This window comes from Epilithonimonas xixisoli (assembly GCF_004365655.1).
GTDB lineage: Bacteria > Bacteroidota > Bacteroidia > Flavobacteriales > Weeksellaceae > Epilithonimonas > Epilithonimonas xixisoli.
Map to the genome: position 1 here is coordinate 659,277 of NZ_SOEO01000003.1, position 20,708 is coordinate 679,984.

At 36.3% G+C, this 20,708-nt stretch carries 20 protein-coding genes; 14 read left to right on the forward strand and 6 right to left on the reverse strand.

Translation table 11 applies throughout. From position 1 onward, the window contains the following. Positions 1–62: 62 nt before the first annotated feature. The 8 genes from lpxD to B0I22_RS15005 all read left to right on the forward strand — a co-directional run bounded on the left by lpxD (position 63) and on the right by B0I22_RS15005 (position 7,084). The gene (lpxD, locus tag B0I22_RS14970) at positions 63–1,082 is read left to right on the forward strand and encodes a UDP-3-O-(3-hydroxymyristoyl)glucosamine N-acyltransferase (RefSeq protein WP_133946219.1); all 1,020 of its coding nucleotides are present in this window, start codon (positions 63–65) and stop codon (positions 1,080–1,082) included. Positions 1,083–1,130: 48 nt separating this feature from the next. Continuing rightward, a complete protein-coding gene (locus B0I22_RS14975; protein ID WP_133946221.1) occupies positions 1,131–2,525 on the forward strand; it encodes a bifunctional UDP-3-O-[3-hydroxymyristoyl] N-acetylglucosamine deacetylase/3-hydroxyacyl-ACP dehydratase in 1,395 nt (464 codons plus the stop codon). Between the two features lie 3 nt (positions 2,526–2,528). Beyond that, positions 2,529–3,317, forward strand: coding sequence for an acyl-ACP--UDP-N-acetylglucosamine O-acyltransferase (gene lpxA, locus B0I22_RS14980; protein ID WP_133946223.1), 789 nt, complete (start codon positions 2,529–2,531; stop codon positions 3,315–3,317). Positions 3,318–3,322: 5 nt separating this feature from the next. Next, on the forward strand, positions 3,323–3,634 hold the full coding sequence (locus tag B0I22_RS14985; protein ID WP_133946224.1) for a hypothetical protein: 312 nt from the start codon (positions 3,323–3,325) through the stop codon (positions 3,632–3,634). A gap of 15 nt (positions 3,635–3,649) precedes the next feature. Further along, entirely contained in the window at positions 3,650–4,213 is a 564-nt protein-coding gene (gene efp / locus B0I22_RS14990; RefSeq protein ID WP_133946226.1) for an elongation factor P, read from the forward strand. Positions 4,214–4,417: 204 nt separating this feature from the next. Next, the gene (locus B0I22_RS14995) at positions 4,418–5,320 is read left to right on the forward strand and encodes an LpxD N-terminal domain-containing protein (RefSeq protein ID WP_133946228.1); all 903 of its coding nucleotides are present in this window, start codon (positions 4,418–4,420) and stop codon (positions 5,318–5,320) included. A gap of 109 nt (positions 5,321–5,429) precedes the next feature. Continuing rightward, entirely contained in the window at positions 5,430–6,302 is an 873-nt protein-coding gene (gene sucD / locus B0I22_RS15000) for a succinate--CoA ligase subunit alpha (RefSeq protein WP_133946230.1), read from the forward strand. Between the two features lie 104 nt (positions 6,303–6,406). Further along, positions 6,407–7,084 (forward strand): porin family protein, encoded by a 678-nt coding sequence (locus B0I22_RS15005; RefSeq protein WP_133946232.1) that lies wholly within the window; start codon positions 6,407–6,409, stop codon positions 7,082–7,084. A 48-nt stretch (positions 7,085–7,132) separates the two neighbouring features. Here B0I22_RS15005 and recA read toward each other — a convergent pair whose 3' ends face one another. Next, on the reverse strand, positions 7,133–8,134 hold the full coding sequence (gene recA / locus B0I22_RS15010) for a recombinase RecA (RefSeq protein ID WP_133946234.1): 1,002 nt from the start codon (positions 8,132–8,134) through the stop codon (positions 7,133–7,135). A gap of 254 nt (positions 8,135–8,388) precedes the next feature. On the opposite strand from recA, the gene B0I22_RS15015 reads away from it, so the two are divergent. Both B0I22_RS15015 and B0I22_RS15020 read left to right on the forward strand, forming a co-directional pair. Then, positions 8,389–9,777, forward strand: a complete 1,389-nt coding sequence (locus tag B0I22_RS15015; protein WP_133946236.1) for a T9SS type A sorting domain-containing protein — start codon at positions 8,389–8,391, stop codon at positions 9,775–9,777. A gap of 141 nt (positions 9,778–9,918) precedes the next feature. Further along, a complete protein-coding gene (locus tag B0I22_RS15020; protein WP_133946238.1) occupies positions 9,919–10,413 on the forward strand; it encodes a hypothetical protein in 495 nt (164 codons plus the stop codon). 74 nt (positions 10,414–10,487) lie between these two features. Here the strand turns inward: B0I22_RS15020 and gap are convergent, their stop codons facing one another. Further along, positions 10,488–11,492, reverse strand: coding sequence for a type I glyceraldehyde-3-phosphate dehydrogenase (gap, locus tag B0I22_RS15025; RefSeq protein WP_133946239.1), 1,005 nt, complete (start codon positions 11,490–11,492; stop codon positions 10,488–10,490). Between the two features lie 57 nt (positions 11,493–11,549). Beyond that, entirely contained in the window at positions 11,550–12,536 is a 987-nt protein-coding gene (gene pfkA / locus B0I22_RS15030) for a 6-phosphofructokinase (protein WP_133946241.1), read from the reverse strand. Positions 12,537–12,741: 205 nt separating this feature from the next. Here pfkA and B0I22_RS15035 point away from each other — a divergent pair, with 205 nt between their 5' ends. Next, positions 12,742–13,668 carry a malate dehydrogenase gene (locus B0I22_RS15035; RefSeq protein WP_133946243.1) on the forward strand — a complete coding sequence of 309 codons (927 nt, stop codon included), beginning with the start codon at positions 12,742–12,744 and terminating at the stop codon, positions 13,666–13,668. Between the two features lie 56 nt (positions 13,669–13,724). Here B0I22_RS15035 and B0I22_RS15040 read toward each other — a convergent pair whose 3' ends face one another. Next, positions 13,725–14,633: an NAD(P)/FAD-dependent oxidoreductase gene (locus B0I22_RS15040; RefSeq protein ID WP_133946245.1), complete on the reverse strand. Its 909-nt coding sequence runs from the start codon at positions 14,631–14,633 to the stop codon at positions 13,725–13,727. Positions 14,634–14,710: 77 nt separating this feature from the next. On the opposite strand from B0I22_RS15040, the gene B0I22_RS15045 reads away from it, so the two are divergent. After that, a complete protein-coding gene (locus B0I22_RS15045) occupies positions 14,711–15,085 on the forward strand; it encodes a Fur family transcriptional regulator (RefSeq protein ID WP_133946247.1) in 375 nt (124 codons plus the stop codon). Here B0I22_RS15045 and B0I22_RS15050 read toward each other — a convergent pair. Together B0I22_RS15050 and B0I22_RS15055 are read right to left on the reverse strand one after the other, a co-directional pair. Continuing rightward, positions 15,082–15,681: a hypothetical protein gene (locus B0I22_RS15050; protein ID WP_133946249.1), complete on the reverse strand. Its 600-nt coding sequence runs from the start codon at positions 15,679–15,681 to the stop codon at positions 15,082–15,084. The two genes, B0I22_RS15045 and B0I22_RS15050, sit on opposite strands and share 4 nt — an antisense overlap. Positions 15,682–15,761: 80 nt before the next feature. Continuing rightward, positions 15,762–16,325 carry a DUF4256 domain-containing protein gene (locus B0I22_RS15055; RefSeq protein ID WP_185145351.1) on the reverse strand — a complete coding sequence of 188 codons (564 nt, stop codon included), beginning with the start codon at positions 16,323–16,325 and terminating at the stop codon, positions 15,762–15,764. Between the two features lie 156 nt (positions 16,326–16,481). Between B0I22_RS15055 and B0I22_RS15060 the strand changes: the two genes are divergently transcribed. Both B0I22_RS15060 and pafA read left to right on the forward strand, forming a co-directional pair. After that, positions 16,482–18,629, forward strand: a complete 2,148-nt coding sequence (locus tag B0I22_RS15060; RefSeq protein WP_133946253.1) for an outer membrane beta-barrel protein — start codon at positions 16,482–16,484, stop codon at positions 18,627–18,629. Between the two features lie 253 nt (positions 18,630–18,882). Then, positions 18,883–20,529 (forward strand): alkaline phosphatase PafA, encoded by a 1,647-nt coding sequence (gene pafA / locus B0I22_RS15065; RefSeq protein ID WP_133946255.1) that lies wholly within the window; start codon positions 18,883–18,885, stop codon positions 20,527–20,529. Positions 20,530–20,708: the final 179 nt, after the last annotated feature.

Below are 20,708 nucleotides of genomic sequence, written 5' to 3' on the forward strand. Positions count from 1 at the left end.
GTAATTCTGATTCGTCATAAAAAATTAAAAGATAATTAATAAAATATTTATCTTTGCAAACTATGGAATTTAGCGCACAACAAATTGCAGAATTAATAAACGGCAAAATAATTGGTGACGGCAAAACTGTTATTACAGGTGTTTCTCCAATAGAAAATGGTCAGCAGGGACATTTGTCTTTCGTTGGGCAGGAGCGTTTCTCAGATTATATAGACAGAACAGATTGTGCTGTCTTGATAGTTTCTGAAAAACTTGTACAGGACAAGGCTTACAAACCCGTTATCATTGCTGTGGAAGATGCATATCTTTCTTTTCAGGTTTTGATGAATCTGTATCAGGAGATGCAGGGCAGGAAAACAGGAATTGAAGAAGGTTCTTTCTTTCACGAGACTGCGAAAGTAGGCGAGGGCGTTTACATAGGCGCATTTACTTATGTTTCAGAAAAAGCCACAGTTGGCGATGGAACACAGATTTTTCCTCACGTTTACATCGGAAAAGGTGTGAAGATTGGAAAGAATTGCAAAATTGACAGCGGTGCAAGAATATATGATTATTGTATTGTAGGTGATAATTGTGTGATCCATTCCAACACTGTAGTTGGTGGCGACGGATTTGGTTTCCAGCCGACGGCAGATGGTTTTAAGAAAATTCCACAGTTAGGAAATGTCATTATTGGTGATGATGTAGAAATAGGTTCCAATTGTAGTATAGACCGTGCAACTATTGGTTCTACAATGATAGGAAAAGGAACTAAGATTGATAATTTGATTCAGATTGCACACAATGTGATAATCGGTGAGAATAATGTAATTGCTTCACAAGCGGGGATTGCAGGCTCCACAGTTATTGGTGATTGGAATCAGATTGGCGGACAGGTAGGAATTGTTGGTCACATCAAAATTGGAAATCAGGTTAAGATTCAGGCGCAAAGTGGCGTGAACTCCTCTGCAAAAGATGGAGAAACACTTTACGGTTCGCCTGCGATCAATTACAGCGATTACAGAAGGAATTACGTGCATTTCCGTAATTTCACAGACATAGTTAAGAGAATAAACGATTTAGAAAATAAAAAATCAGAGTAAAGGTATCAGGAGCCAAGACACAGTTCTTCCCGCCTCAAAACTAATACAATGAGCGATAAACAAAAAACAATCAGAGAAGACATACACCTTTCAGGAATTGGTCTTCACACAGGAAAAGAGGTTAATTTGACAATCAAACCAGCTAAAGAAAACACTGGATTTGTATTTGTAAGAACAGACCTCGAAGGTCACCCTCAGGTAGAGGCAGACGTCAATTACGTCACAACTACAGAGAGAGGAACCACGCTGGAAAAACTAGGCGTCAAAATCCACACTTGCGAGCATCTTTTGGCAGCATTGGTGGGAATGGACGTTGATAATGTTTTTCTGGAAATGAATAGTGCAGAACCTCCAATTTTGGATGGTTCTTCCAAGTATTTTGTAGAGGCTATCGAGAAAGCTGGTGTTAAAGAACAAGACTTGGCAAGAGAATATCTTGTGGTGAAAGAAGTGATGAATTACATCGATCCTTCTACTGGTTCTGAGATTACAGTGATTCCTGCAGACGATTACGAGATTACAACCATGGTAGATTTTGGGACTAAAGTGTTAGGAACTCAAAACGCCAGTATGAAAAACTTGTCTGAGTTCAAAGAAGAAATTGCACCTGCCAGAACTTTCAGTTTCCTGCACGAGTTAGAACAACTTTTGGATGCTAATTTGATAAAAGGAGGCGATATCAGCAATGCCATCGTCTATGTAGATAAAGAATTAACGCCGGAAACTTTAGAAAAACTAAAAGTTGCTTTTGGTAAAGACGAAGTTTCTATCCGTCCCAACGGTATTTTGGACAATTTGACGCTCAATTTTACCAATGAAGCTGCTAGACACAAATTGCTAGATGTGATTGGTGATTTGGCCCTAGTTGGTGTAAGAATCAAAGGAAGAATTATTGCCAATAAACCTGGGCATTTTGTGAATACACAGTTCGCAAAAAAACTAAACAGACAATACAAATTGCAAAAAAGAAAAAATGTTCCTGATTTTGATTTGAAGGCAGAACCTGTTTTCGATATCAACGGAATTATGAGGTTATTGCCTCACAGACCGCCGTTTCTTTTAGTCGATAAGATTTTACAATTGTCAGAAACCCACGTGGTTGGATTGAAAAATGTATCGATGAATGAGCCGTTTTTCGTAGGTCACTTCCCGAAAGAACCAGTGATGCCGGGCGTTTTGCAAATCGAAGCGATGGCACAAGTTGGAGGGATTTTGGTTTTGGCTAATGTGCCAGATCCGGAAAATTATTCCACTTACTTTGTGAAGATGGATAATGTAAAATTCAAGAAAAAAGTAGTTCCTGGAGATCAGCTGATATTCAAAATCGAATTGATAGAGCCGATCAGAAGAGGAATTGTACATATGCAAGGTTACGGTTATGTGGGCGACAGCGTAGTCGTAGAAGCTGAACTGATGGCCCAAGTTGCAAAAACAAAAAATTAATCTATGATTCATCAGCTTACAGCAGTAGATCCTCGCGCAAAGATTGGGAAAAACGTCACGATAGAGCCTTTTACAACCATTGGTGCCAATGTAACCGTAGGTTCAGACACTTGGATTGGTCCAAACGTTACCATTATGGAGAACGTGAAGATTGGTAAAAATTGTAAGATTTTCCCCGGAACAGTAATTGGTGCCGTTCCGCAAGATCTCAAATTTGATGGCGAAGACACGCAGGTAATCATTGGAGACGGAACTACGCTAAGAGAATGCGTGACCATCAACAGAGGAACGAAAGCTTTAGGATACACAAAAATTGGAAATAATTGTCTGATAATGGCAACCTCGCACGTTGCTCACGATTGCATCGTTGGTGATAATGTGATTATTGCAAACGGTTGTGGAATCGCAGGACACGTTGAGATTGGCGATTTTGTAGTAATGGGAGGACTTTCCGCAGTACAACAATTTGGAAAAATCGGAAAACACGTAATGGTTTCCGGAGGATCACTGATTAGAAAAGATATTCCGCCTTACGTAAAAGTAGCGAGAGAACCAATATCTTACGCCGGTATCAATTCTGTGGGACTCAGAAGAAGAGGTTTTACCAATGATAAAATTTTCGAAATCCAAAAAATCTACAGAGCCATTTTCCAAATGAAAATGAATACAACCCAAGCAATTGAATTCATTGAGAAAGAAATGCTTCCAACGGTGGAAAGAGATGAGATCATCCAATTCATCCAAAATTCTCCAAGAGGCATTGTAAAAGGATACGGTTCTAACAAAGAATAATTCAAATGAAGAAATATGTTGTTTTAAGTTGTATTTCTCTAGGTTGCTTTTGTTTTGGACAATTGAAAATTCAAGAAAATCAATTTGTTATGAAAGATGGTTTGTATTCTTCGGTCAACAAAAGTCTAAACTTAAGTAAACAGCAAATTTTAATTTCAAACAATTATTTTAGAAAAGATATTAATTATTTCTCGTCTGATAACCCATTTCAGAGTAAACAAGAGAAATTGAGACAAGATATTCAAAAACCATTAGTTGCATCTCTACTAGAAGGTGTTGTAAGTGGGATTCTGAATAATAAAAAAAATAATAAATAAGTTTATACATAACTAATGGCAACAAGCAACGATATCAGAAAAGGACTTTGCATAGAATACAGCAATGATATTTTCAAAGTAATCGAATTTCTACACGTAAAACCAGGCAAAGGTCCTGCTTTCGTAAGAACAAAATTAAAATCTGTAACCAATGGAAAAGTGTTGGACAACACATTCTCCGCTGGTCACAAGATTGACGAAGTAAAGGTAATCACAAGAAAATTCCAATATCTATATGATGATGAGAACGGATTCCACTTTATGAACAACGAGGATTTTTCTCAGCTTTATCTTAACAAAGAAATGATTGAGAACTCCAACTTGATGAAAGCCGGAGAAGAAGTTACAATCATCTTGAAAGAAGCGGACGAAACACCCCTTTCTGCAGAACTTCCTCAATCAGTTTATTTGGAGGTTGTAGAAGCTGACCCAGGCGTGAAAGGAAACACTGCGACCAACGCTTTGAAAAACGCCATCGTAGAAACTGGAGCGAGAGTAATGGTTCCATTGTTCATTGAGCCAGGCGACAAAATCAAAATCAGTACAGAAGACGGTTCTTACTTGGAAAGAGTAAAATAAAATATAGCAGGAAGCTGGAAGCATTAAGTTTTCCAGCTTTCGTTTTTTTATGGCAGCTTTTCCGCCTTCCGCTCCCAATCTTTTTTGCCTTAGCTTTTCCAGCCACAAAAAAGGATTTCCGCTCAAGTCGGGCTGCAGATTCGTATTTATAAAGACGATTCTCACTAAAATCTAACATCTAATGTCAAATTCTAATATCAAACTATGACATTCAATCAGCCACAGCAACTGAAGACCATTGCAGATATCATCAATGCAAAATATATAGGCGCAGAAGATTTCCCTGTGCTCGGAACCAATGAAATTCATATGGTAAAAGCCGGAGAAATTGTGTTCGTCAATCATCCAAAATATTACGACAAAGCGCTCAATTCTGCCGCAACAATTATTTTAATTGACAAAGAAGTAGAATGTCCTGAGGGCAAAGCACTTTTGGTTTCCGATGATCCTTTCAGAGATTTCAATAAAATCAATACACATTTCACAAGAATTTCAAATTTCAAAGAAGAACTTCACGACTTGGAAGTTGGTGATGGAACATTTATTCATCCTTCTGTTACGATTGGAAATGAAGTTAGAATAGGGAAGAACTGCCACATTTTCCCCAATGTTGTGATTGGAGACAGAACCATAATCGGTGACAATGTCATTATCCAGGCCAATACTGTCTTGGGTGGAGACGCTTTCTATTACAGAAAACTCAACGGCAACTTTGACAGATTAATTTCAGTAGGAAATGTTATTATCGAAAATAACGTGGAAATAGGAAACGGCTGTACGATTGATAGAGGTGTGACTGATCCAACAATCATTGGAGAAGGTTCTGTTTTGGACAATCAAATCCAAATTGGTCACGACACAATTATTGGTAAAAGATGTTTGATCGCTTCCCAAACGGGAATTGCAGGTTGTTGTATTATTGAGGATGATGTCACAATTTGGGGACAAGTTGGTATGGCATCCGGAGTCCGTGTAGAAAGTGGGACCATTCTGCTGGCAAAAAGCGGGGTCAACAGAGATTTGAAAAAAGGAACTTACTTTGGACCAATTGCTGAAGAATTCCGAGATTATCTCAGAAAAGAGGTGAAACTAAAAAATCTGAAGTAAATCATATTTTATTAATCTAAAAAATTATTGATTACAAGAAATTTTTGGATTATTATCGTTATTTTTGCGAGTAACAAAGTTTTATAAAATCAATAAATTACAATAAAAAATGTCAGTATTAGTAAACAAAGATTCTAAAGTTATCGTACAAGGATTTACAGGTAACGAAGGTACTTTCCACGCAGGTCAAATGATCGACTACGGAACCAACGTTGTTGGAGGTGTAACTCCAGGAAAAGGAGGTTCTGAGCACCTTGGTAAGCCGGTTTTTAACTCAGTTTCAGAAGCTGTAGAGAAAGCAGGTGCTAATGTGAGTATTATTTTCGTTCCGCCTGCATTTGCTGCAGATGCTGTAATGGAAGCTGCTGAGGCAGGTATCAAAGTTATTGTATGTATCACAGAAGGGATTCCTGTTGCTGATATGGTAAAAGTTAAAGATTATATCCAAGACAGAGACGTTCGTTTGATCGGTCCAAACTGTCCTGGTATCATTACTTCAGACGAAGCTAAAATTGGAATTATGCCAGGTTTCGTTTTCAAAAAAGGAAAAGTTGGTATCGTTTCAAAATCTGGAACTTTAACTTACGAAGCGGCAGATCAAGTTGTGAAAGCTGGTTTCGGAGTTTCTACAGCTATCGGAATTGGTGGAGATCCAATCATTGGAACGACTACAAAAGAAGCTTTGGAATTGTTCATCAACGATCCAGAAACGGAAGCGGTTGTAATGATCGGAGAAATTGGTGGATCTTTGGAAGCTGAGGCTGCAAGATGGTACAAAGCAAGTGGTTCTACAAAACCGGTTGTAGGTTTCATCGCAGGACAAACGGCTCCAAAAGGAAGAACAATGGGTCACGCAGGTGCAATCGTAGGTGGTGATGATGATACGGCACAAGCGAAAATGGCTATTATGAAAGAAAACGGAATTCACGTTGTAGATTCTCCAGCAGAGATTGGCGTAACTGTAGCGAAAGTTCTTGCATAATTTAGTTATTATTTTAATTAAAATATATTTTGAGAAGCTCTATCTGGGCTTCTCATTTTTTTTGATTAAATTTGAAACTGAAAATACTTATAAACACACAGAATATGAAAAAAATCCTTTTCGGATCTTTATTTTTAATGTCATTCTTCTCCCAAGCACAGTTGGATCTTCGATCCACTGAATTCGGTTTGGTGGCAGGAGGCACTTACTCCAGAGTTAGAAACGCACACAATCCTTCTGGGCCCAGAATTTCGGTTTTAGGAGGTGTTACCGCACAAGCACCAATAGGTTCTACAGAGCAATATTATCTTCAGATAGAAGCTTTGTATTTTGGAGCTGGCGAAACAGGTAAAGCGAAAGATGCTAAAGGAAGTAAAGGTTACGACGCAATCTATGGTAATAACTACCTAAGTGTTCCCCTTAATTTCAAAGCGTATTTCTCCGAAGCAGAATCAGAGTTTTATGGATTGATAGGTCCTAGATTTAATTTTCTAATTAACCAAAAAGTAAAAAATGTTCCTGCAGGAAGAGAATATTACGATCCCAATGTGGTAAATCCCGATTATCCTGAAATCAATGGAAAAGCTAATGCTTTTAATTTAGGTGTTGGCGTTGGTGTCGGATTTAGCTACAAGCGTCAGTTGGAGATTGCACTGAAATATGATATAGGATTGTCCAATGCCTATCCCAACTTGGTAGAAGCTTGGACTATGGATCCAGATTCGCAAAAGAAAAAATCTGAACAAGTTTTGAGTTTAGGATTGACTTATTTCTTCAAATAAAAAACAAAGGCTGTGAATTTTCACAGCCTTTGTTTTATCGTAATGATCTTATTTATTCTTGATAATCTCTCGGATTTTATTTTCAATTTCTTCGGAAAGTTCCGGATTATCTTTCAAGAGGTCTTTCACTGCATCTCTACCTTGTCCCAGTTTTGTATCCTCATAGCTGAACCAAGATCCGCTTTTCTTCACAACAGCAAGATCTACTGCAGTATCCAGGATTTCTCCAGATTTCGAAATTCCTTCGCCGTACATAATGTCAAATTCAGCCATTTTGAAAGGAGGAGCGACTTTGTTTTTCACCACTTTCACTTTCACGCGGCTACCAATCGCTTCGTCACCGTTTTTGATTGGTGCGCTTGCTTTTCTGATGTCAATTCTTACAGAAGCATAAAACTTAAGTGCATTTCCACCAGTTGTCGTTTCAGGATTTCCAAACATCACGCCGATTTTTTCACGAAGCTGGTTGATGAAGATTACAGTACATTTGGTTCTAGAAATAGAGCCTGTCAGTTTTCTCAAAGCCTGAGACATCAATCTCGCGTGCAATCCCATTTTGGAATCTCCCATTTCGCCTTCGATCTCCGCTTTCGGTGTCAAAGCAGCAACAGAATCTATGACCACGATGTCGATTGCGCCGGATCTGATTAAGTTGTCTGCGATTTCCAAAGCTTGCTCACCATTATCTGGCTGAGAAATGATTAGGTTTTCAAGATCCACGCCTAGTTTTGCTGCATAGCTTCTGTCGAATGCGTGCTCAGCATCTATAAAAGCGGCAATTCCGCCAGTTTTTTGAGCTTCTGCGATGGCGTGCAAAGTCAATGTCGTTTTACCGGAAGATTCTGGACCGTAGATTTCTATTACTCTACCTTTTGGATAGCCGCCTACGCCCAAAGCCAAGTCGATTCCCAAAGATCCAGAAGAGATAACCTCAATTGTATGATCTACAGAATCCTCGCCCAAAGTCATTACGGTACCTTTTCCGTAGGTTTTATCTAGTTTTTCCAGCACCAGTTGCAGTGCTTTTTTCTTATCGTCGTTTGTACTCATTATATCAAAAAATTATTCTCAAAAATAATCATTTTAATCTTGATTCACTAATTTTTTTGTTGGATTAAATTCTACAAAATCAACAATCTTATTTAATATTAAACAAATTGTTGATTATTAAAATTGAAACATTTATCTCTTTTTAATCATTATGTTTTGATTGAAAATTATAAAATATTAATAAAAAAATACCCCAAAATAGGTATTGACCAATATGTGTTATCGTATCTAAATTTGATAAAAATCTTTACGATATGAAAACAATATTTACAACTTTAGCGATTACAACTTCGGTAATTTTATTTGCGCAACAATCTCCACCATCTGTGGAATGGACGCAGAATTATAAGATTAATAATACCTATTCTTATAATCTAGGACTGGATAACGATAATAATTTTACTTTTTTTGCAAAAGATTCTTACTTTGATACAGAGTCAGGAGAAACTATTGATAATATTCATCTGGTAAGATTAAATGCTGGGGGAGTTGTATCAGATGTTACTGTAAATATAGACGCAGAATTTTATTATCCATACAAGCTTTTAGCTACTACAGATAATGCATTTATAACTTCAAATGAAAATGATGGATCTTTGCAGAAATTCAGCGCCACGGGAGCATTGGTTTGGGAAAAAAGTTTTGGTAACGATTTTTTCACCAATGAGTTTATTAAAACTTCCGATAATAATTTGTTGACTATTGGGGTGAACTTCGATGAAAATGACTTCTATTATCTGTTTAGAAAAATGAACAATAATGGAACTACGATTTGGGAAAAAAAATCACAGAAATTGAACGGAATGTATTTTGAGCCAACAGCAATAACTCAAACAAATGATGGAGGTTACATTGTTGCTGGAGTTTATGGTGATAATTTGGAAGCGGAATATATGCTGGGTACTAATCTAGTGAAATTAAATGCTAATGGTGATGTGAATTGGGAAAAGAGAATCGCAGTTCCTGCAAATTCAGAAGTTTGGCCGCAAAAAATATTGTTATCCAATGATGGTGGATTTGTAATATTATCAGAATTTGATGATGACAGTGGCACTACAAATTACAACTGTCAATATGCAAAATATGATTCTAATGGAAATGTGTTGTGGAGTAAAGTGACAACAGATTACATCTCTTCTATACAGAAAAGTCTTGATAATGGCTACGTTCTGTCAACGATAGAAGAAAATACGGATCCTTCTTTGAATACATTTGAACTTCGGAAAATTGATGAATCTGGAAATTTTGTTTGGAAGAAAAACTTTGGTGCTTTGGGTAATTCTTCATCCGATAGCTTAGTAAGAACAAGTGATGGTTTTGCTTCCCTTACTAATTTTTATAATGATTTAGGAACTTCTGTAAAAATTACAAAATTTGGTGTTCCTATTGCGGCCACCTCTGATATTGCCAAGCAAAGCATCACACTCTACCCAAATCCTACAGTAGATTTTCTTAATCTGAAAATTGATAACGTGAAATCTATCGAGCAAATTGATTTTTACGACGTGTCGGGAAGACTTGTGAAATCGATTCTAGATTCCATTGCGATTAATATTAATGTAAAAGACTTGAAGAAAGGTAGTTACATCGTAAAAGTAAAAGCTGGAGATCGTCATCTTGTTTCTAAATTTATCAAAAATTAATCAAAAAGATTACCCGAATTCGGTATTTACTTGAATGATTTTCCGAAATACATTTGTATCAAACTAATAACCATGGAAACTTAATTAATCAAAAAAATTAATAACCATAAAAACTAAAACTAACTTTAAAAACTAATAACCATGAAAAAACTCATTTATTTTTTAGGAATCTGTGCTTTGCCATTTCTAATGTTTTCTTGTGACAAAGACGATGATGAGCCAGAAGATGACACAAACGAGGTAGAAGAATTGATAGGAAATCCTGGAAATCCGAGATTCAATCTTCAGTTCACAAATCCGGAAAATGTAGATTTGGATCTGTACGTGAAAACACCGGCTGGAAATATTATTTCTTATCAGAATGTACGGGCAGATAATGGTCAGCTGGATGTTGATTGTCTCTGTGACGACTGTCCGCAAGGTCCAAACGAAAATATTTATTGGGCAGATGGGACAGCGCCAAAAGGAAAGTACGAGTTCTGGATCAAATATTATGACAATTGTGGAAGTACTGGAAGCAAGAATTCTGATTTTACGGTACGATTGGTTAAGAACAATCAAGTTCTACAAAAATATACTGGGAGCCTAAATACAATAGATCAACAATCGGCCCATTGGACACATACGCAGGATTAGCACGTTAGATTTTTCATTAAAAAAACCTCTGAAAATTAATTCAGAGGTTTTGTTTTTATAGCTTGCTTCAAAAATTATAGAGAAGCAGAATGTACCAATAGGTCAGTTAATTTGTTAGAATAACCCCATTCGTTGTCATACCAAGAAACTAATTTTACGAAAGTTGGAGAAAGCATAATTCCAGCTTCTTTGTCGAAGATAGAAGTTCTTGGATCGCTCACGAAATCCTGAGAAACAACAGCATCTTCTGTGTAACCAAGAATACCTTTCAATTCACCTTCAGACGCCGCTTTGATAGCTGCAGAGATTTCATCGTAAGAAGTTGGTTTTTCCAATCTTACAGTAAGATCCACTACAGAAACGTCAGCAGTTGGAACTCTGAAAGACATTCCAGTCAATTTTCCGTTAAGAGAAGGGATTACTTTTCCTACCGCTTTTGCAGCACCTGTAGAAGAAGGGATGATGTTGTTTAGCGCAGATCTACCACCTCTCCAGTCTTTTGCAGATGGTCCATCTACAGTTTTTTGAGTTGCAGTAGTCGCGTGAACTGTAGTCATAAGTCCTTCTGCAATTCCGAAGTTATCGTGGATTACTTTTGCCAATGGCGCAAGACAGTTAGTTGTACAAGAAGCGTTTGAGAAAACAGTTACGTCATCTGTCAATTCTGTGTGGTTTACACCCATTACGAACATTGGCGTATCATCTTTAGAAGGAGCAGAAAGAATTACTTTCTTTGCACCAGCGTTGATATGAGCTTGTGCTGTATCTTTTGATAAGAATAAACCTGTAGATTCTACGATATATTCTGCACCTACTTCATTCCATTTTAGGTTGTTAGGATCTTTCTCAGCAGTTACACGGATTGTTTTTCCGTTTACCACAAGGTTGTTTCCTTGTACTGATACTTCTCCTTTGAACGTTCCGTGAACCGAATCGTATTTTAGCATATAAGCCATGTATTCAGCATCGATAAGGTCATTAATTCCTACTACTTCGATGTTGCTTCTTTCAGTCATTGCTCTGAAAACTAAACGTCCGATTCTCCCGAATCCGTTGATTCCTACTTTAATTGTTGACATATTATTTAAAATATTAAGGTTTTATTTTGTTCTATAAATTTACGAAAATTTGACGAATTACATAGCAAGAATTTCTGCTATTTTAAGCAAATCCTTATCAATTTCGTTGTGTTTTTTGATGGCTTCTTCAATGGGTGTGTAAACAATTTTGTTGGATTGCATTCCCACCATCACTTTATTTTTGCCTTCCATCAGTCCTATCACAGCTCCGTATCCAAGATGACTTGCCAGCACTCGGTCTGCACAACTAGGAGATCCACCTCTCTGGATGTGACCAAGAATGGTTACGCGGATATCATAATTGGGAAATTCCTCTTTCGTAGCTTTTGCCAAATCATAGATGCTTCCAAGTTCTTCACCTTCTGCAACGACAACAACGCTGGACGATTTGCCCACTTTTTCTGCCGTTTTGAAAGTATTGAAAAGATCTTCCAAACTATCTTTTCTTTCCGGAATAAGGATGTCTAGTGCGCCAGTTGCGATTCCACTATTTAATGCGATAAAACCAGCATCACGGCCCATCACCTCTACAAAGAATACTCTGTTGTGGGAAGTTGCTGTGTCACGGATTTTATCAATCGCATCCATCGCAGTGTTGAGTGCCGTGTCGTATCCAATTGTTTTATCCGTTCCGAAAATGTCATTGTCGATAGTTCCCGGGATTCCGATAACTTTGATTCCAAACTCCTCATTGAAAACTTTTGCACCGGTAAAACTTCCGTCTCCACCAATGCAAACCAATGCATCTACACCAAGTTTTTGACATTGTTCAAAGGCTTTCTTTCTGCCTTCTGGTGTCATAAATTCTTTGGATCTAGCGGATTTCAAGATCGTTCCGCCTTGGTTGATTATATTTTTTACGGAACGAGGTCCCATTTTTGTAACATCACCTGCAATAAGACCATTGTAGCCCTCACGGATTCCGTAGCAATCTATATTGAAATGGTTTGCTGTTCTTACAACAGCTCTCAAAGCGGCATTCATTCCAGGAGCGTCGCCACCTGAGGTTAAAACAGCAATAGATTTTATGTTGTTTTCTGACATATTTTCAATTTTTTCAAAGCAAATTTACGAAATATCAATCACATTTAAGAATGGACAGCAATATTGTAATGTAAAATATATCATAAATTAATGATTAGCATTTTCTTAGAATATGACAAATGTTAGAATTAAATTTTTTTTCAGTTTTGGAAGTTTTATTATATTTACGAGCAATACTTAAATAAATTTTTAAACAAATATAAATATGAAAGTTACCGTAGTTGGCGCAGGCGCAGTAGGAGCTAGTTGTGCAGAATACATCGCAATGAAAGATTTTGCAGCAGAAGTAGTTTTGGTGGACATCAAAGAAGGTTTCGCAGAAGGAAAAGCAATGGATCTAATGCAAACAGCTTCTCTTAATGGTTTCGATACCAAAATCACTGGAACAACTGGAGATTACTCCAAAACTGCAGGTTCCAAAGTTGCCGTGATCACTTCTGGAATCCCAAGAAAACCGGGAATGACGAGAGAAGAATTGATCGGAATCAATGCTGGAATCGTAAAAGAAGTAACGGAAAACTTGGTAAAACATTCGCCAGATGTTATCATCATCGTGGTTTCAAATCCGATGGATACAATGGCATATTTGGTGCACAAAACTTCTGGTCTTCCAAAGGAAAGAATCATTGGAATGGGTGGTGCTTTGGATTCTGCAAGATTCAAATACAGGTTGGCAGAAGCATTGGAGGCTCCGATCTCAGACGTTGACGGGATGGTAATCGCAGCACATTCTGACACAGGAATGTTGCCACTTTTCAGCAAAGCAACAAGAAACGGTGTTCCAGTGTCAGAATTCTTGAGCGATGAGCAAAAAGCTTCTGTAATCGAAGAAACTAAAGTTGGCGGTGCAACTCTAACTAAATTATTAGGAACTTCTGCTTGGTATGCTCCAGGTGCGGCAGTTTCTGTAATGGTTCAAGCAATTCTTTGTGACCACAAAAAAATGATTCCTTGTTCTCTAATGTTGGACGGAGAGTATGGACAAAGCGACATCTGTCTTGGTGTTCCTGCAATCATCGGGAAAAATGGTGTTGAGAAAATCGTAAACATCACTTTGACAGAAGAAGAACAAGCGAAATTTGCTGAAGCGGCTCAAGCTGTAAGAGAAGTGAATGGCGATTTGAAGTTTTAAGATTTCAAACTTGATATAAATGAAAAACCACATCGTGAGATGTGGTTTTTTCTGTTTTAAAAATTATCATTGACTAACTCCGCATTCACCATCGCGCCAGCAAGATTTCCCGTATAAACCGCACTGGCAACAGAACGCATTGGACTGGAATTATCGCCACAAGCCAACAATCCTGCAACATTTGTCTTCTGAAATTGGTCAATTTTGATGTGACCCATTTCTGTCATTTCGCAACCCAAAGATTCTGGAATATCAGAATGTTGTTTAAAAGGAAACGCTCCATAAACTGCTTCGAAATTCAAAACTTTACCATCAGATAAAATCAGACTTTCAACATTTCCATTTTGATGCTTCAATTCTTCAATTTCAGTTTCGATGATTTTAATATTATTTTTTTCTAATTTCTGAAATTGTTCTTCTGTAAAATCAGCTTTACCTCTTGTGAAAATGGTAATGTCTGTTGTAAGATTATTGACCAATGATGCGATATGAAAACCACGTTCGCCATTCGCAATAATTCCTGTTTTTTTGTTTTGGAATTCATAACCGTGGCAATAAGGACAATGAATTAATGAAATTCCCCAAGATTCTTTAAAGCCTTTAATATTCGGAATTTCATCAACAATTCCTGTTGCAATAATTATTTTTTTGGAATTAAATTTTTCTCCATTTTCTGTGATAACTTCAAAACCATTTTGAATCTTTTTAGCTTCAATTGCTTTACCTTGATGAAATTCTACCGTTTTATATTCTAAAACCTGATTCTTCGATAATTCAGAAATTTCTTTCGGTGTTTTTCTATCTTGTGTCAAAAAATTATGAGAATGAGGCGTTTGCTCATTGCAGGGTTTTCCGTTGTCTATGATTAATACTTTTCTAAAAGAGCGCCCCAAAGACATTCCTGCCGAAAGTCCTGCATAACTTCCTCCAACTATAATAACATCAAATTGATTTTGCTTTAACATTTTAAATAATTTACGTCGTTTTATTTGTCAAAGTTAAGATTAATTTTTATTATTGCAACATAATCGCATTAATAAAAATGATAAGAAGAAATACGCCAGCAAAAGAAGCCGTTTTGAATTTGTTAACTCATAAAGCTAAAGCGATGAGTCAGGATTCTATCGAAAAAAATATCAATATTGATATTGACAGAGCCACGATTTATCGGGTATTAAACAGATTCTGCGAAGACGGAATTCTCCACAGAATTGTTGCCGAGGACGGAAAACAATATTTTGCAGTTTGCATTAAATGTGAAGAAAAAAAACTGGCAGACCATCATTTTCATTTCAGATGTAAACAATGTGAAACGATAGAATGCCTGCCAATTGAAGTTCAGTTTTCTTTAGAAAATGGATATTCTGTGGAAAGTGTAAATTGTATTTTGACGGGAACCTGTAAGGATTGCGCTTAATTTGATAATTGCTTAAAAACTTTATCAAGATTGTCAAATTTTAATTTGCCAAAATCATCACTTGGAACTTGTATTCCATTTAAGTCGGTAAAAAGTATAGAATAATCTAATGTTCCAAATTCATTTTCCATTATATCATTCGCCTGTTCTCTTGTTACAGTTATGGTCTTTTTAAAATTACTATAATATTTATTTTTATCATCATAATCAATAGGAATTGAAGTTATTGTAATTTTATTTATTGGAGTTTGAGCGAAAGCTTGAAAAGCAACATACACAATATCTCTCTTTACAATGTCGTTGATTGATTTTTCTAATTCGCCCTTTACAATAGTTTTCGAAATTTGAATTTTCAAATCATTTTCATCATTATTTATGAGTTTCAAAGTCCCTTGTTCAATGCTGAAATCGTTTGCGTCTTCTAGCATTTCTTTAACTGAATTATATTTTGTTAATTCAGAAGAGTCAATCTTTTTTGTTAAAAGAGAATCTGTTGCTGGAGTTTTTATTTTCTCTGTTATAGATATATTTGATTTATTTTCAGAACAACTTTTAAATAATAGAGATATTGTGAAAACTAATAATATTTTCTTCATCAAAATTTCATTTTTTAATTATCAAACAAATGTAAAAATACATCTAGAATAAACTTTACGGAAAACCATAAAAAGAAAAACTAAACTTTCAAAAACCCACGAAAACCTCTCGCAGCATAATAAGATTCCGCACCATTGTGATAAAGGAAAATCGTATTGTAACGTTTATCGCAGAAGATTGCACCACCTAATTTCCTAATATCTTCCGGCGTTTTCACCCAGCTTGATGTTTTCAAATCAAAATTTCCAAGTTTTTGTAATTCTCTGTACTGCTCTTCATTTAAAATTTCAATTCCGATTTCGTTTGCTAAATCTATTGCGCTGTTTGCCGGTTTGTTTTCTTTTCTGGAGTCCAATGCTTTTCTGTCGTAGCAAAGACTTCGCCTTCCTTTTGGACTTTCTGCGGAACAATCAAAGAAAAGATATTCGTCTGATTTTTCATCGTAACCTACAACATCTGGTTCGCCTTCAGTTTTTTCCATTTCGTGGAGCGACCAGAGTTTTTCAGGGTTGGATTCTAGTTTTTTCTGAACATTTTCCCATTTAAGATTCTCGTGACGCGTCGGATTTTTTTCGAAACGAATTTTTATAGTTTGGATAAGCTCTTCTTGCTGTTGAGGTGTTAGTTTATTTTTAGGGCTCATAATGTGTTAATATTGAAAAGATTATAAATTTAAAAGTATAAATTTCGTACAATCGATTTCCCAAATTTAATTAAAATATGATTTGATTAATAAATATTATTTTTCGGATGTAACATTATCGCAATCACAGTTGTCTAATAAGCAAACTAAACTACAATGAAATCATCGATAACCCTTTTGGGATTATTAGTTACAACATTTGCAATTGCTCAAACTCAAGATACTTTAAAGTCCAAAGAAATAGAAGCGGTAAGCATCATCGCCAGAAAACCAACCGTAGAAAGCAAAGCGGACAGAACGGTTTTCAATGTGGCAAACAGCTCTATTCTTGCTGGAAACACGACTTGGGACATCGTAAGAATGACGCCTCTCGTAAGCATCGATAACAACGACAACGTGAAAGCGGAAGGCGAATCGGTTACGGTTTACATTAATGATAGAAAATCGGTTTTCACAGGCAAAGAATTGAAGGAATATCTTAAGACGATTCCGGCAGATAACTTGATGAAAATCGAAGTTATTACAAGTCCGTCTTCGCGTTATGAAGCTTCTGGTTCTGTCATCAATATTGTCCTCAAAAAACGTGATGACGAAGGTATGAAAGGTAGTATTTCCCTTACCAATAACCAGAATACGAAGAACAACCAATACGGAAGTTTGAATCTTAATTATCACAAAAAGAATTTCACGCAGACTTTTACGGGAAGTTATAGTGATAATGTTTTCATCACAAAAAATTCCAGCAAGAATACTTATTATAAAGATAATTCTTTGCAATTGATTGATGTGGAAAGCACTTATACAGGTAAGAATCCATCTTTTTCTTCTACTTCAGAATTTGAACTGAATGACAAGAATAACATTGGTCTTGTTATGGAATATTTCCGAGGAAATCGTACGTCGGAATCTAATTCTGTTGAAAGTAATTATCTTAATGATGTTTTGTTGAATTCTTTTTCTCAAGATAATCTGGGGCGTACAAATAGTAATACTTTGGGAACCAATTTGTTCTATAAATATTATGATAAGGAGAAAAACAGGATTTTAGATGTGAATCTGGGAATTAATTATGATTCGGAAAAAGGAACAACAGATTTCACAAGAAAAAATCCTAACAATGAAATTACCGAACTTAGACATTTTGCAAATTTTAATCAAAACCGAAATTACTTTGTAAAAGTGGATTACACATCGCCATTGGGGAAAGGTGGAAATTTTGAAGTTGGTGGAAAGGCTAACTTTAATAATAATGTGATTCCGAATGATTATCGTGTGATTTCTAACAATAGTCTGTTGGAAAATGTTAATCAATTTCAATACACGGAAAATCTGAATTCCCTTTACGCCAACTATAGCAAAACATTTTTCGAAAAACTGGAAACCAGAATTGGACTTCGCTACGAATTTATCGACTACAAAATTCATCAAAACGGAACCGAAACCAGACGAGAATCTTATGGAACTTTGTTACCGAATTTGTTGGTGAAATATGCTTTCACACCGAATTATGATTTAAGCTTAACTTACAATCACAACCTTTGGAGACCTTGGTATTCTGAGTTCAATGATTTTGAAATGCCTGGTAACAACGGATTTTTTTACAGAGGAAATGTCAATCTTTTACCAAATCCTAGTGACAGAATTGGATTGAAATTCGGAATTCATAAAAAATATTTCCTTTCTGCGAGATATACTTTTACAGACCAGGATTATTGGACCAGTTACAGTCAAGAAACTCAAAACGGACTCGTGAAAACGATTTCATTCCCAGATAACTTCAAAGGAAAAGTGGAGAAATTTTATCTTTCTGCCAATACCAATCAGAATTTCTTGAAAAATAAACTGAATGTCAATCTGAGTTTAGGCTGGTCTTATACAGACAACAGCGATTTCAACACAAGAAATAAATTGGAACGTGCGAATAATTATCTCAATTTCTTCTCGGGTTCTACCAATTTGTCTTACACCAATTTGTTTAATAAAAACATCAACATTAGTGCTTGGATGAGTATTGATAATCAGAATTATGGAAACTCCGTAGCGAATCAATACAACTTTTTCCACAATATTTCTGTGACCAAGCTTTTCCCGGTTTCACAAATCGAGACCAGTTTGCAGTTGATGAATATTTTCAAAAGACCAAGTATGGACACCACGACTTTTACCCAAATCGGATCTTTTCAAAATACAAACAAATGGGATTGGTACGGATTCTCGCTCACATTCGTGAAGCGTTTCGGAAACCAAAAAGTAAAAGAAAACACCAAAACAGATGTTGAGAAAAACTCTGGCGGAAGCAAGTAGCGAATTGCTTTTAGCTTTTAAAATTTATATTATTAATGAGAACGGGCAAATTTGCTCGTTTTTTTTTAAAAATTAAATCGAACTCTTTGCTGAGTGAAACGCCTTTGCGAACTTTAAAAATATTTTCAATTAGGTCAAAAAAAACCTTTGCGCACTTTGCGTTTAATTTCCGCAACATAACAAACTTTAATAAAAATTTCACACCCAAAACTTTTGAAAGCCGTAAATTTGGCTTCAATAAAAGTAAAATTAAATGTTCAGAAAAATTCAGATTTTCGTTTTGGCGGTTGCTACATTCGGAAATGTAAATGCTCAGAAAACAAAAATCAATTCAGGAGAAAGACCAAAATTAGTCGTAGGATTAGTCGTTGACCAGATGCGTTGGGATTACCTTTACCGTTATGAAAAGAAATTCGGGAAAGGCGGATTTCAGAGGCTTTTGGGCGAAGGCTATTCTCTTAATAATGTTCATATTCCGTACATTCCTACGGTGACGGCGATTGGTCACACTTCGATTTATACAGGTTCAGTTCCGTCTATTCACGGGATTGCTGGGAACGATTGGACGGACAAAGCAACCGGAAAAAACGTTTATTGTACTGCGGACGAGGATATGAAACCTGTCGGAACCGATAACAAAAGAAGCGGAAGTCATTCTCCGAAAAATCTTTGGTCTACCACAATGACAGACCAATTGATGATTGCAAGCAATTTCCGTTCAAAAGTTGTGGGTGTTTCTTTGAAAGATCGGGCTTCGATTTTGCCTGCTGGTCACAATCCAACTGGCGCTTTTTGGTTTGATGATTCTAATGGAAAATTCATCACAAGTTCTTATTATATGAACGAATTGCCAAAATGGGTCAATGATTTTAACGATCAGAAAGTTCCGGAAAAACTCTTGGCAAACGGTTGGCAAACAGCTTTACCAATTAGCGAATACACCGAAAGCACAGCGGATAATGTGGCGTGGGAAAAACCAGTTGGAACGGCGAAAGATCCAGTTTTTCCTTACAATAATTTGTTAACAGATTATGCAACGAAAAAAGGTGTGATCAGAACGACACCTTTCGGAAATACTTTGACTTTGAAATTTGCGGAATCTGCGCTGGATAATTATAGTTTAGGAAAAGGTTCTGAAACAGATTTCTTGGCTATCAACTTGGCTTCTACTGATTATGTTGGGCATTCTTATGGTCCAAATTCTATTGAGGTTGAGGATACTTACATCAGATTGGACAGAGATTTGGCGACATTTTTCAAAATGTTGGATGAGAAAGTTGGGAAGAACAATTATCTCGTTTTCCTTTCCGCAGACCACGGTGGCGCAAATGCAGAAGGATTCTTGAAAGCCAATAAAATTTTAGGCGGATTTTTCGATGATGGAATGGAAAAAAATCTAGGTGCAGAATTGGAAAATAAATTCGCAAACTCTAAAATAATTCACGGGATTGACAATTATCAAATTTATTTGAATCAAAGTCTTATCAAAGAAAAAAATCTGAACGAAGACGATATCAAATCTACAATCATCGATAATCTGAACAAAGACCCGCGAGTTTTATACGCTGTTGATTTGAAAAAATTGGGTTCTTCAGCTATTCCGGAACCGATAAAATCAAGAGCAATTAATGGATATAACTGGCAAAGAAGTGGTGATATTCAAATCATTTCGCACGACGGAATGTTGCCTAGCTACGCCAAAAAAGGGACGACTCACAGCGTTTGGAATTCCTACGATTCTCACATTCCATTGATTTTTATGGGTTGGGGAATCAAGCACGGCGAGAGCAATGCACCGTACAATATGACCGATATTGCGCCAACAGTTTCCGCACTTCTCCACATCGAATTCCCAAGTGGAAATATCGGAAATCCAATTACAGAAGTGATTGGAAGATAGGAGAGTAGAAGTTAGATGTTAGAATCTAGAATTTAGATGATTTTAGTTTCTGTTTTAATTCCAAAGCGACGAAGTTGCGAAATATTGGTAGAAAAATGAAACATCAAAATAGATAGGAGGGAAGCTCCGGAATATTGGTTTAAAAATCTGAAATATAATTTAATCAATTATTATAATCA